We start from the raw sequence: 14,365 nt of genomic DNA on the forward strand, positions 1-14,365 counted from the left end.
GCCCCGGCCCTCTCTCTGCTCAATCTTCGTCCCCGTCCGCGTCAATCCACCCCGAGCGTGAAGTCGTTCATCTGGAAGATCGTGCGCCCGTCCACCGTGAGGAACCCGTCGGCCTTGAGGCGGCGGGTCCGGTCGTCGATCTCGGTGATGGTCGCCTGGACGACCACGCGGCGGTCGGTCGGCAGCACCTGGCCGCGGTACATCCAGCGATGCGGCAGGCTGGACTCGAAGCGGAAGACCGACTCGGGGCCGACCCCCCAGCGCTCGGAGGCTTTGACTTTAAGCAGTTGCAGGAATGATTCCAACCCCAACGAGCCGGGGCAGACGGGATCCTGGTAGAAGTGGGCCTGGAAATACCAGGTCCCGGGGTCGACCGGCTGCGACCCCTCGATGAACCCGAGCCCGTGCGGCCCGCCGTCGGGGATGAACACGTCGACCTGGTCGATCATCCGCAGGCGGTCGTCGGGGAACGGCGCCTCGCGCGGGTAGGCGAACGACTGGGCCCGCGCCAGCTCTTCCGGATTCGGCCGATAGAGCGCCGCGTCCCTGATGCCGATCTGGTTGGCCAGGGCCTCGGCGAGGAAGAAGCCGAAATACGTGTCGCCCTTGTAGATCGTGCGCCCCTGGGCCTGAACTTCCATGTCGAAGTTCTGGATGATCATGCCCGCCGAGCGCGAGACCTTCGTGATCTTGATCTTCGTGACGAGGGTCCCGGTCTCCGGCGTCACCGGCTCGAGCGCGACGGCCGAGCCGCCGAGGTTGCGGAACTTCAGGTCGGCGTCGCTGGTCAGGGCCGAGCCGAGGTAGGCCGCGAGCCAGCCGCAAGGCTGCAGGGCGGCCTCGAGCAGCACGGCGAAGGGCATGTGCCGGTCCTGCTCGGCGGCGAAGTACCAGGCATCGGCCGGCACGTCGTAGCGGGCCTCGATCTCGCCCCCGGCTGCGAGCTTCCAGGGCTCGGCCTGGATCGCGGTGATGCGGTCGAGGAACTGGAACGGAGGCCCGGGGAGTCGAGCGATGACCCGCCCCGAGTCGAAGATCCGATAGGGCTCTCCGAAGGCGTCGGAGGGGTTGCCCACGGCGAAGGCCAGGATCCGGTTGAAGTCGTACAGCGCGGGGGGCTCGACGTCGCGAGTCGCGAGGGCCGAGCCGGCCTGAGGCTGGCGACCGGCCCAGGTCCTTTGCAGGGCCTCTCGAGAGAGCCCCGTCATGCGCAAGGACATGTCGCTGATTTCGACGACCGGCTTGCCGTCGGCGTACATCAGGGCGTCGACGATCGCGTAGGGCTCGGGGCCGTAGCCGAGCTCCTTGATCGTGACCTCGTACGTGACCTTCCGGGTCGACTCGATGACCTGCCCGCGGCACTTCAGGCGGCTGGCGACGCCCGGGATCGGCTCGCAGGCGATCTCGTCGTGCTCGCCGACCCAGCCGAGCCGCATGAGGTGGATCCGGAGCGTGTGCAGGCAGCACTCGAACATGAGCGTGCCGGGCATCACGCGGTCGTCGACGAAGTGGCAGGTCATGAACCAGGCTTCGGGGTCGATGTCCGCCTCGGCGCGGATCCGGCCGAGCCCGAACTTGCCGCCGTGCGGATCGAGTTCGAGGACCCGATGCACCAGTGTCATCAGGCCCCCCGGCAGTCGGACCGGGTCGCGGAGCGCGAGGCCGGCGAACTGCGGGCCGAAGGCGGCTTCCAGGTCCCCTCGGCGCAGGGCCTCGACCTGATGGTCGTCATACGACTCGACCCCCACGCTGACGAAGTCTTCCCAGTCGTCGGGCCTGCCGCCGGTGCGGGTCTGGCGTTCGAGGCGAGGCGCGACGATCCCCTGCCCGGCCGCGAGGGCCTCTGCGGTGAAGAACCCGGCGCAGCCGTCCTGCATCGACATCAGCGGCTCGCCGCCCACGGTCGCCTCGAAGTGGAACCGGAAGAGGTACGTCTCCCCCTGCCGGAAGAAGTGGTCGATGTGGATGTCGTAATGGATCACGTCGCCCGGGACCGGCAGCGAGCGGTGGAAGGTCACCACCGCGTCGAGCAGCCGATAGACGGCCAGCCCCTTGGTGATGAAGTCGATCCCGAGGTAGCCCGAGAGGAAGAGGTCGGCCTGCCCCGACTCCACCGCGATGCAGGTCGGGATCCGGCCCCCGTCGAGATACCAGGCCCCCCGCAGGACGTCGTGCTCGGTGACGACCCGGCCCCCTTGCATCGAGCGCGGCTCGCCCTCGATCGAGAGGATCCGGTCGACCAGCATCAAGGGCTCATCCGGCAGCCGGACCCGGGTCGGGTGGGCGTCGATCTCGGCGAACTCGGGACCGAGCACCGCGCCGATCGAGCCGATGGCGAACTCGAGGCACTGGTTCCGATCGAGCGCGACGGGGACGGCGGGCGCCTCGAGAGCGGGGACGGGTGCTTCGAGAGTCGGCTCAGGTGCGTGTTCCTCGACCTGGATCGGCGTCGCGTGGGCATGGGCCGAGGCGACGCCAGCCGGGTCGTCGAGCAGGGCCTCGATGAGCGCCATCTGGAAGGCGAGCTGGTTGGCCAGCGTCTGGCTCAGGTCGCTCGAGATCTTCAGGAACGCCTCGTGCGCCTCGGCCCGGGCGCTCTCGGAGTCGGCGACTTGCCGGTTCAGGGGTTGGCTGTCGGTCGTCGGGAGCATGGCGAGGTTCGGCACTTGAGGAGGCACCTGTCCGCTGTTCCGGCTGATGTCCGGCGTCTCGGTTGGTTGGACAAAGCGAGGCTCGCTCGCGACGTGTGGGATGGCGGGCGGCCTCGGGGGCGCGATCGGCTCCGCGTCGAAGCGGCTCACGGGCTCGTGCGACGGCGGCAGGCTCGGCGGGCGAGTCGGGCGACGCCCTTGCGTCGGCGGCTTGGGTATCCGATAGGGCTGCCCGCCGACCTCGACCTTGATGACTCGGGACGGCTTGCCGCCCCCCTGACTGGGGGTCTTCGCGGCCAACTCCTTCGGGCCGTAGAGCGGGGTCAGGTCGACCGGCACACGCTCGGCGATGAGCCGGGCGAGGAGGTCGAGGACCGTCGTCAGCTGGTCGTGGCCGGGGAGGCAGGCCGAGAGCGCCACGTGCGGCCGCCCTTCGAGGATCTTGCCGATCATCCGCGTGCAGGAGCCGCCGGGGCCCGCCTCGATGAAGAAGCGCACGCCGTCGGCGTAGGCCCGCTCGATCACCGCCGGGTAGTCGATGCCGTGGATCGCCTGGGCGAGCACGGCGTCGGCGGCCGACTCCCGATCGGGGATGAACGGCAGGGACGAGGCCCCGCTATAGAACCGGATGCCCGGCGGGGGCGTCGTCTCCAGCAGATGCAACTCCCGGTACGCGGGCTCCACCTCGCGGGCGACCTCGCAATGGATCGTGCTGACGAGCGGGAGTGGGAAGAACCGGCCCCCGAGGGCCTGGACCGCACGCTCGACCGCCCGGCGATCGCCGCCGATGACCGTCTCGCTCGCCGTGTTCACGATCAGGATGTAGACAAGCTCTTGCCCCGCGATTGCCTTGCGGACCGCCTCGGCCGGGTACGGCAGGATCCCCGCCACCCACTCGACCGGCTCCCCTTGCGGGATCCCCCAGGCGCGTCGGGCGGCATCGCAGGGGCCGGCGAGTTCGGTTCGGAAGAGTGGCGATTCGTTGATCCGATGGAGCATCGCGTCGCGCTCGGTCCAGGCCCGGAGCGCGAACAATGCGGCCGACTCGCCGAGGCTGTACCCGATTGCTGCGCACGGCTTGAGGCCGAAGGCGAGCAGCATGTCGGAGACGAGGCAGCCGAGCGTGACCTGGCCGAGGATCGGCGGCCGGTGGTCGGCGAACCCGTCCGTCGGATCCTCGTTCCAGAAAGTCCCGGGGGCGAGCTGGCCCCGGAGTCGGCCGTTCTCGGCGTCTTGCGCACGGAAGACCTCGGGCCAGAGCGACGACAGCGCCCGCCCCATGCCGCTGAACTGGTTGCCCAGGCCGGGGAAGACGAAGGCGACCTCGGAGCCCGGCGGGAACTGCCCGCTGGTGAGGAAGGCGCGGTCGTCGGTGCGCCTCCTGGCGTGGCGGTTGGCATCGGTCGTGCCCAGGCGTTGCCGGGCCTCGGCCGTCAGCTCGAAGAGGGCGTCGGTGACCGATCGGCCGGCGGCCAGGATCGGCCGGAACTTCGCCTCGTGCGCGACGAGGGCCAGGCCCAGCCGCTTCGAAGGGTCGACCCCGTGGAGCTGCCACCAGCGCCTGGCCAGGGCTTCGAGGCTCGAGAACGACTCGCGGACCACTAGGGCGTCCAGCTCGTCGAGCCCGCGTCGCAGACCCTCATCGTCGTCGGCCTCGATCGCGAAGAGCACCGAGCCCCGATGCCCGAGGGGCTGGAACCGGTCGGGGTAGGCGATGCTCGCCTGGGGTTCGTAGGCCTCGAGCAGGGCGTGGAGGATGTTGCCGTCGCTGCCGAGCGAGCTGACCGCCGCGCGTCTCGGGCCGCTGGCGCGGTCGCGGAGCCAGTATTGCGGCCCTCTCGGCGCGATGAACGGCGAGCGCTCGGGGCCCAGCTCGGCCAGGACCTCGTCGTCCCCGCGCAAGGGGGGGATCATCTGCTGATACAGGCAGAGCGAGGCCTTGATGAGCGAGGCGAGCCCGGAGGCCGCGCCGGCGTGGCCGACGTCCCCCTTGGCCGATCCCAACGCGCACTTAGACGACGATGGCCAGAGGCGGCCGAACTCGGCGAGCGCCGAGGCCTCGAGCAGGTCCTCGGCCGGTCGCCCGCTGCCGTTGGCCTCGAGGTATTCCACGCTGGCCGGCTCGACGTCGGCCTCGTTGTAGCAGCGGTCGAGGGCGGAAAGGTAGGCCGAGGGGTCGACCCCCGTCGCCGCGCCCAGCCCCTTGACCACGGCGTAGATCCGGTCGCCGTCGCGCTCGGCGTCCTCGAGCCGCTTGAGGATGACCGCCCCCGCGCCGTCGCCGGGGACCGTGCCGTCGGCCCCGCGGCCCAGCGGCCGGACTGTCCCCGAGTTCGAGAAGGGCTGGATCTGCTGGGTGCAGAGCACCGCGCGGAAGTCGCAGGCGAGGTCGACGGCGCCGACGATCGCCTCGTCGATCTCCCGGTTCTCGAGCAGGCGCATGGCGACCTCGAGGGCCCGGAGCCCCGACGTCTCCTCGCCCGAGACCGTGAAGCTCGGCCCGCCGATGCGGAACTCGCGGGCGATCCGGCTCGCGACGAGGCCCCCCAGGGCGCCCATCGTGCGGTTCGCCGAGAGCGCGGGGCCGGAGGCGTCGCGGAGGGCGGCGACCCACTCCGCCAGTTGCTCCTCGGTGAGGCCCCAGCCCTCGTCGCGGTTCCAGGCCCTGGCCTTCTCGAGCAAGGACCAGCGATGGTTGAAGTTCGTCGTATTCAGGTCGAGCCCGATCCCGACGAAGACGCCGGCCTCGAGCCTTGGCCGATCGTCCCAGCCGGCGTCGGCGATCGCTTCGGCCGCCGCCAGCAAGGCCAGCGACTGCTGCGGCAGCATCTCCTCGAGCTCGCGCGGAGGGATCCGGAACCGATCGGACTGGAGCGTGAGGTCCTTGATGGCGTAGCCGAGCGGCTTGAGCTGGCCGAAACCCTCGTTGCGGAACCAGGAGCTTTGCGAGAGCCCCCAACAGTTCCGGAGCACGGCCGGGCCGCCCGGGATGTCGCCGCCCAGCACCCGTTCCTGGAAGGCACACAGCCCTCGGAATGGGCCGAAGTGGGCCGACATCCCCACGATGGCGAACGAGCCGCCGCCGGGGCTGGACCGGGTATGCAAGGCGGGAGCTTGCTCGCCCCGCGCCGGGGCCGTTGGCGGGATCCATTCTTCGATCAAGGCATGAGCATTGATGCCGCCGAAGCCGAAGCCGCTGATCGCCGCGCGTCGGGCCTGCCCGGCTTTGCGGGGCGACCACGGGCGGGACTCGCTCAGGACCCGGAAGGGGCCGGGCTCGTAGTCGAGTTTGGGCGACGGGCTCTCGAAGTTTGCGGTCGGGGGCAAGGTGTCGTGCTTGAGCGCGAGCAGGAGCTTGAGCAGGCCCGCCGAGCCTGCGGCCGTCAGGGCGTGGCCGATGTTCGACTTCACCGAGCCGATCACACACTGACCCGCCGACCAGCCCTCGCCGCCCCAGAGGTCGCGGAGGCTCTTGAACTCGACGGCGTCCCCGACGGGTGTGCCGGTCGCGTGGCACTCGATGAGGTCGATCTCGCGCGGATCCCAGCCGGCCTGCTTGTAGGCCGAGGTCATCGCGCGGAGCTGCCCCTCGGAGCTCGGGGCGAGCAACCCGCCGTCAACGTCGTTCGAGAGGCCGACCGCCGCGATGACGCCGTAGATCTTATCTCCCTGGCGGACGGCGTCCCCGAGCCGCTTGAGGACGAAGACGCCCGCCCCCTCGCCGACGACCAGTCCGTCGCCCCGCTCGTCGAACGGGCTCGGCTTGCCCGAGGCCGCGAGGGCCCGCAGTTGCGAGAACCCCATCTGCGTGTAGAGGGGATCCGGCCTGGAGAGCCCCCCGGCGAGCATCGCGTCGGCCCTGCCAGCGAGCAGCGTGTCACACGCGAGCTTCAGGGCGTATAGCGACGAAGCGCAGGCGGCGTCGAGCGTATAGCTCCCCCCGCCGAGCCCGAGCGCCTGGGCGAGCAGCCCGGCCGGGAGCCCCGCGACGTACGCGTTCCAGGGGTCGGTCGAGTCCCCCCGCCGGCTCGTGGTCCCGACGCCGACGAGCTCCTCGAAGGTCCGCCCGAGCGTGTCGCGGGCGATCGCCGAGGCCGACTCGGTGGGCAAGACGATGTGCCCGAGGACGACGCCGACGCGACTGCGGTCGAGCGACGCGATCTTGGCGTCGCGCCAGGCCTGGTGGCCGGCGTGGAGCCCCAGGAGCACGGAGGGGTCGAGCCGGTCGAGGAAGTCCGGGTCGATGTCGAGCCCATCGGCGTCGAACGCGAAGTCCTCGATGAAGCCGCCCCGCGTCGAGTAGACGTGGTCGGCGAGGCCGACGCGCGGGTCGTAGGCGTCGTCCGCGTCGAGCAGCCAGCGCCCGGCCGGCACCTCTCGCGTGGAGTCGACCCCGCCCGCGACGTTGGACCAAAACCGCTCGAGGTCGGGGGCGCCGGGGAAGATCCCCCCGATCCCGATGATCGCCACCCGCTCGGCCTGTTGCATGATCTTGTTGGTGATGGAGGGCCGATCCGCAGATCAAGTCGATGGTACGAAGGTCGATAGACGCAGGAACAAACCATCCGAAGGAATGGGTGTCGGTCGACGCCCGGTGGATGGCGTCCACGACGGATCAGACCGGCTCCGGACCCCTGTGCGGGCCGATCCGCATCATCATTATCATTGCGAGGCCATCGTGATCCGGTTGCGCCGGAAGGCCTGATTGAGCGAGGCGTCGACCACGCATTCGTAGTCGTTCATCTGAGCGATCAGGGTGCCGTCGAGGTCGAGGATCTCGACATCGGCCCGGGCACGATGGGGGCCGGTCTGGGTGATCCTGGCGACGATCCGGACCTCGGTCTGGGGGAACTGGCTGCGGAACTGGCGGTACTGGCCGACGAAGGTCGGCAGCGAGGCGGCACCCAGGTGCTCGACGCTCCAGACGATCAGCATCTGGAAGGCACAGTCGACCGACAGCGGGTCGGACAGCCAGCTCTGGCGGAGCGGCCGGTCGATCCAGTGCGAGGGGGCCGGCGTCGTCGCCGCCAGGGCGATGATCCCCGACTCGTCGCAGCCCTCGATCTGGTCGAGCCCTTGGAGGTCGGGCCCGTGGAAGAGGACGTCGCGATAGATCTCGGCCGTCCCCGAGGCCAGCGGGGGCAGGTCGCGATCCTCGATGGCCCTCTGGCCGGGGACCAGGCGATCGGCCAGGAGGATCTCGGCGCGGGCGTGAAGCGTGTCACGATCCGAGCCCTCGAGCTTGCCGCGGAGCTCGACCGGCACGCGGTAGACGCCATTCTCGCGGACGGCCTTCGCCGCCAGGATCCGGATCGTCTCCGGACGGTCGGCGCGGAGCACGACCCCCTTGTAGAGTCGCAGCTCATCGACGCCCCCGAAGGCGAGGCCGGGGTGGCGTTGCAGGGCCCCCTGCGCGAGCCATTCCATGATCAGGGCCATCGGTAGGACGGGTCGGCCGTCGATGATGTGCGACCGCAGGATCGGGGTCGAGGCCACGTCCAGGGTCCGCTCGAAGACGGTCGTCAGCGTCGGGTTCGCCGCGGCGGCGGGCTGGGTCTCGGTCGTCGGCTTCGGCTCGGGCGGGGTCGTCCCGTCGGCTCCCAGGATCACGATCTCGGCGGGGCGGTCCCTCTGCGTCGCGAGTTCCTCGACGAGGTAGCGGGCACCGTCGCGGAGCGGGATCAAGGGGATCCCTTCCGACTCGAAGAGGGGGCGGAGGGACGGCGTGACCATGCCGCCGGCCCAGGGGCCCCAGTTGACGGCCACGACCCGGCAGTTGGGGCGGGACTTGGCCTCGCGCTGGGCGTACTTGTTCATGACCTCATTGGCCGCCGCGTAGGCGACCTGCCCCTTGCGGCCGAACCTCGCGGTCGACGAGGAGAAGAGGACGAGGATCCGCAGGTCGTCGCCGGCCGTCGCGTCGAGCAGGCCGCGGAGCCCGAGGACCTTGGTCTCGTACACCGAAGTGAACTGGTCGTCGCTCTGGTCGACGATCAGGCGGTCGGCGAGCACCCCCGCGCCGTGGACGAGGCCGGCGATCGGCCCGACCTCGGCTCGGATCGCGGCGAGGGCCTGCCGCATGGCGGCCGGGTCGCGGACGTCGACCGAGCGGTAGATCGCCTTGGCCCCGGCCGACTCGATACGCCCGAGGGTCGAGAGGATCTCGCGGTTGGCCGAGAGGTCGCGGTACTGGTTGCCGATCACCTGGGGCGTCGCGTGGCCGTTGGCCCGTGCCACCAGCGCCCGCTTGATCTCGCTCTCCTGCTCGAGCGGCGCGAGCCAGGCCGGCTCGGGCGTCGGCTCGGGGCTGCGGCCGAGCAGCACGATCGTGGGCTGCGATGCTTCGGCGAGCGCGACGGCGACTTCCGCCGTGACCCCGCGGGCTCCGCCCGTGATCACGACGACATCGCCTCGTCCGATGGGCAGGGTCGAGTTGTGGCCGTCGAGCGGGATCGAGCCGATCTCGAGCGTCGAGCGCCCCTCGCGAGTCAGGCCGACTTCACCCGGCCCCTGGCGGAGGATTTCAGTCGCCAGGCGCTCGGCGGCCATCGCCGGATCGCGGAACTGCGAGTCGAGGTCGATCGCCTTGCAGGCGACCCCCTTCCACTCGTGGCCGGCGGTCTTGGCCAGGCCGGCGAGTCCTCCCGCCGTGGGGTCGACCCCTTCGGCCATCGCATGAAAACCGAAATACCCGTCGATCCGGCTCACGGTGGCGAGCAGCGCGGAGCCGGCACCCTGCTCTGCGGCCTTATTGAGTCCCGCGCCGCAGGCCCGCATCAGGCGGAAACTGTCGAGGATCAGTGCATCTCGATCCGTCTGGCCGCCGTCGAGGATGACGAGGCCGTCCAGGTTCGCTGGGGCCGTCAGCTTGCCCGCGTCGGCCCAGGAAATCAGGCGAGCCTTGTATCCCTGGCCTTCGAGCCGCCCGGCCAGGGCCTTCGCCACGCCCGCGGTGTCCTCGGTGATCCAGATCTCGCCCCCCTTGCGGATGGCGAGCGGAGTGCCTTTGCCCGAGTCGTCGAGGGCCACGCTCTTCACCACGAGCCGCTGCACGGCGGGCCGGGCCGACGGGGTCGGCGTGGCTTCGCGAGCCACCGGGGCCTTCGTCGTCGCATGGCCGTTCAGGGCCGGTGCCACTTCGACGGGTTTGGCCGGGGCTTCATCCGACGAGCCGCAGAGGAACTCGACGATCTGGCCGAGGGTTCGGAGCGTGCCGAGGTGCTCCGGCTTCACAACCGGGGCTTCGGGGAGTCGTTCCTGGATGGCGGAGAGGATCTCGACGCGCTTGATGGAGTCGATCCCAAGATCCGCGTCGAGGAGCATATCCGGCTCGAGCATCTCCGACGGGTAGCCGGTCTTATCGGCGACCACCTCGACGAGCACGGAGTTGATGAGCGACGCGGAGGCCGCGGCGGGTGCCGCCGGGGCTGCGGCTGTTGCTGCAGCGACGGGAGCCGCGTCGGCCTGGCCCTGTGCGAGGAAGTCGACGATCTGGCCGAGCGTCCTCAAAGTGCCCAGGTGCTCGGGCTTGACGACGGGCGCGTCTGGCAATCGTTCCTGGATAGCGGAGAGGATCTCGACGCGCTTGATGGAGTCGATGCCGAGGTCGGCGTCGAGCTGCATCTCGGGCTCGAGCATCTCGGCCGGATAGCCCGTCTTGTCAGCCACGACTTCGACGAGCACCGAGTGAATCACCGAGACCGAAGCGGCAGGCGCTGCGGCAGCAACCGGAGCGGCGACGGCAACCGGAGCCGCGTCGGCCTGGCCTTGTGCGAGGAAGTCGACGATATGGCCGAGGGTTCGGAGCGTGCCCAGGTGCTCGGGCTTGACGACGGGCGCGTCTGGCAGTCGTTCCTGGATGGCGGAGAGGATCTCGACGCGCTTGATGGAGTCGATGCCGAGGTCGGCGTCAAGCTGCATCTCTGGCTCGAGCATCTCGGCCGGATACCCGGTCTTGTCGGCGACCACTTCAATCAGGGCCGTCTGCACGGCCGAACGGCCGGGAGTCGCTGCGGCGGGAGCCGGAGCCTGAACCACCACGGGAGCCGGGGCCGCGACGGGCTCGGGGCGAGCGGGTGCGACCGGCTTGGGGGCCTCGCGACGAGCGGCCGGCTGAGGCTGGGGCTGAGCCTGCGGCCGTGGCGCCTGGAACCGGGGCGCCGCGGGGGCCGCGAGCGGTGCCGGGGCCGGTGCGGGCCGCTGCACGACCTGCTCGGGCTCGGCGAGCCTCGCGGAATACTCGGGGCGAGGAGCGGCGGGCGTGTGCGAAGGGGCCGGGGCGTGGGTGCCGAGGCCGAGCGAGGCGAGCGTCAATCGTTGCTGCTGCTCGAGCAGGCTCTGAAAGTTGCGCTGGGCCTTGTCCTGCCCTTCGAGGTACTGGCGATGGAGCTGCGAGGTCTGCTCCCCCATCTTCTGGAGGGCGACGAAGTTCGCCTGGGCGTCTCGGAGCGCCTGCGTCACCAGGGTCGGGTCGCTCGACCCGAGGGACGGAATGGGCTGCGGCTGGCTCGCTGCGGCGGTCGGCTGGGCCTTGTCTCGCGTCGCGGAGGGGACCATCGCGTGGGTGCCGTTCGTTGGTTTCATGGGTTGACCGGGGTGCGTTCCATTGCGTCCATGATGTGCGGTCCCTTCGCCGTTCTGCGCGGAGGCCATCGGCGACGGGGCTGGCGAAGGACGGAGCCTGGCAGGTGCCGCGGGAGAAGGAGGAGCAGGAAGGGCGTGCGTCTCGGCCGCCGTCGGTGCCGTGGTGGCGACGGGCGTCTTCTTCAACGCCTCGGGCTTCGGCGCGGCCGGCTTCTGGGGCTTCGCCTTGGGCTTGGCCGCGAAGTTCGCCCCCGAGACCTTCACCGTCAGCGTCGGCTTGCGGCCTTCCTTGGGGCGAGGGACGTGCGTGCCGTCCCAGGCGCCCAGGGCGACCGGATACCCGAGCGCGGCGAGCCGGGCGAGGGCCCTGGCGAGGTCATGCAACTCGCCGTCACGCCCTCGCGAGGCGTCGACGGAGAAGGCCGAGTGCTCCCGCCCTTCCAGGATCGCACCCACCAGGCCGCTCAGTTTGTTGTCCGGCCCGACCTCGAGGAAGGTGCGGATGCCGGAGGCATACATCGCCTCGATCTGCGCGACGAACTCGACGGGATTCGCGAGCTGGCCACCCAGGAGTTCCCTCGCGGCGTTGGGGTCGTCGGGATAGGTCGAGGCCGTCGTGTTGGCGAAGACCGGGATCTTCGCCGGGGCGAACGGCACGTCGCGGAGGGCTTCCAGGAACGGCACGCGCGCCTTGGCGACGAACCGGCTGTGGAAGGCCGCGGAGACGGGCAGGGTCCGCGTCGTGATCTTGCGGGCCTCGAACATCGCGGCCGCCTTCGCGATCTCGCCGCTCGGGCCCGAGACCACCGCCTGCTTCGGGGCGTTCTTGTTGGCGACGACGAGGTCGATCCCCTCCGAGCGGAGCAGCGACTCGACCTGCTCGATCGGCGCGAAGACCGCCATCATCGAGCCCCGCTCGCCCGTCGACGAGCCGGCACCATTGGCCATCAACTCGCCGCGCTTCCTGGCCAGGCGGTCGAACGCGTGTGCGTCGATGCGACCCGAGGCACAGAGCGCCGTCAGCTCGCCGAAGCTATGCCCCGCCGCGGCGTCGGGCTTGACGCCGAAGTGCTCGAGGATGCGATGGAGCCCGAGGCTCACCGCGCCAAGCGCCGGCTGGGCCACGTCCGTGGATCGGAGCGCCGTGTCCTGCTCGCCCCTGGCGTTGTCGTCGAAGGCGGGGTGGGGATAGATCAGGTCGCCCAGCCGCCGACCCCCCTTGAGCGGCGAATCGTCGGCCGCGGCGAGGGCGTCGTGCATCTGGGGGAATCGGCATGCGAGTGACCGCAACATGCCGACATATTGGGATCCTTGCCCCGGGAAGAGGGCCGCCAGGCCCCCCTTCGGTGCGCCGGTCTCGAGGAAGATGCCGTCGCGATTCGCGCCGGGCTTGCTCTTCCCCGTGCCGTTGCGGCCTTCCTGGAGGTGGGCGACGGCCGCCTTGGCCTTCTCGAGCTTCGCCGCGAGGTCGTCGGCCGCGCGGTCGACGACGAGGGTGAGCCGATAGGTCGCCGCCGGCCGGAACTTCGCCCGGGAGCGGGACGCCTCGTCACGCAACTCCGACCACGAGGCCGTCGCCGGCAGGGCGTCGAGGGCCTCGCGGAGGTCGGCGAGGCGGTCGGCCGAGAAGGCCAGGATCTGTGTGTCGCCGTCCCAGTCGATCTCCGCCTTGGGGGCGTCGAACTCCTCGAGGACGCAGTGGAAGTTGCTGCCGCCGAAGCCGAAGGCGCTCACCGCCGCGCGTCGGGGTGAGCCGGTCCTGGGGAGCCAGGGGCGGGCGTCAGTGTTGACGTAGAAGGGGGACTTGCCCGGGGCGACGCCGTCGAGCGGCCGGGTCACCTTGGCCGTGGGGGGCAGCACCTTGTGGTGCAAGGCCAGCGCCGCCTTCATCAGGCCGGCGGCCCCCGCCGCGGCCTTCGTGTGGCCGATCTGCGATTTCACCGAGCCGAGGGCGCACCAGGTCCCGTCGGCCTTGGCACCGCGGTAGACCGCGTTGAGCGCGTCGAGTTCGGTCGCGTCCCCGACCTTCGTCCCGGTGCCGTGGGCCTCGACCAGCTCGATCGAGTCGGGGGTGACGCCGGCCAGGTCGTACGCCTGCTTCAGGGCCTTCATCTGCCCGGGGGCGCTCGGGGCGTAGACGGCGTTGCCCTTGCCGTCGCTCGACGAGCCGACCGAGCGGATCACCGCGTAGATCCGGTCGCCGTCGCGCTCGGCGTCGTCGAGCCGCTTCAGGGCCAGGACCCCGAGCCCCTCGCCGAGGATCGTGCCGTCGCAGCCGGCGTCGAACGGCCGGGCGTCGCCGGTCGGCGACAGCGCGGGGGTCTTGCTGAAGCACATGTACATGAAAATATCATTGAACGTATCGAGCCCGCCGGTCAGGACCATGTCGCTGCGGCGGCTGGAGAGCTCGAGCACGGCGAGATGCACGGCGCCGAGCGAGCTGGCGCAGGCGGCGTCGATCACGCAGTTGGTGCCGCCGAGGTCGAGGCGGTTGGCGATCCGCCCCGCGGCGACGTTGCCGAGCAGGCCGGGGAACGAGTTCTCCTGCCAGCCGACGTAGGAGTCGGAGATCCCCTGCACCACCTCTTCGGCCTTGGCGTCGTCGATCCCGGCTTCCTTGAGGGCCTTGCGCCAGATCGGGTGGCCGAGCCGGGCGCCGAGGGGGATGACGAGCTCGAGGGCCCCGGTCACTCCGAGGATGACGCTGGTCTTGTCGCGGTTGAACTCGCGCCCCTGCCCGGCTCCATAGCCGGCGTCGTCGAGGGCCGCGCGGGCGACCATCAGGCCGAGGAGCTGGGTCGTATCCGTCGCCTCGAGGTTGTTGGGGGCGATGCCGAATTCGAGCGAGGGGAAGTCGACGGGGTCGAGGAAGCCCCCGCGCCTGGCGTACGTGCGGTCGGGGGACTTGGGGTCGCCGTCGAAGTAGTCGTCGGGGCGCCAGTGCGTGGAGGGGACCTCCGCGATGGCATCGACCCGGTCGCGGATGTTGGCCCAGTAGCGGGCGATGCCATCCGCCTTGGGAAACAGGCAGCCCATTCCGATGATCGCCACCGGCACCGGGTGGGTTGAATCGACCGACGAATTCAAGTGACGTCCCCTTTGCAGCGCCGAGTCTTATTGTCGGGTCGGAG

2 protein-coding genes are annotated in these 14,365 nt (G+C 70.6%); both read right to left on the bottom strand.

Annotation, left to right across the window (positions count from 1 at the left end; all coding sequences use genetic code 11):
- Positions 1–41: 41 nt before the first annotated feature.
- On the bottom strand, positions 42–7,139 hold the full coding sequence (locus ACOYYX_RS23905) for a beta-ketoacyl synthase N-terminal-like domain-containing protein (RefSeq protein WP_422924393.1): 7,098 nt from the start codon (positions 7,137–7,139) through the stop codon (positions 42–44).
- 174 nt (positions 7,140–7,313) lie between these two features.
- Complete coding sequence (locus tag ACOYYX_RS23910; RefSeq protein ID WP_422924394.1) at positions 7,314–14,321, bottom strand: SDR family NAD(P)-dependent oxidoreductase; 7,008 nt, start codon at positions 14,319–14,321, stop codon at positions 7,314–7,316.
- Positions 14,322–14,365 lie beyond the last annotated feature (44 nt).

The sequence above is a fragment of the Singulisphaera chitinilytica genome (assembly GCF_049331405.1).
Classification (GTDB): domain Bacteria; phylum Planctomycetota; class Planctomycetia; order Isosphaerales; family Isosphaeraceae; genus PoT.

Coding starts and splice junctions, on each gene's coding strand:
- ACOYYX_RS23905 (WP_422924393.1), bottom strand. CDS start 7,139: ATGCAACAGGCCGAGCGGGTGGCGATCATCGGGATCGGGGGGATCTTC.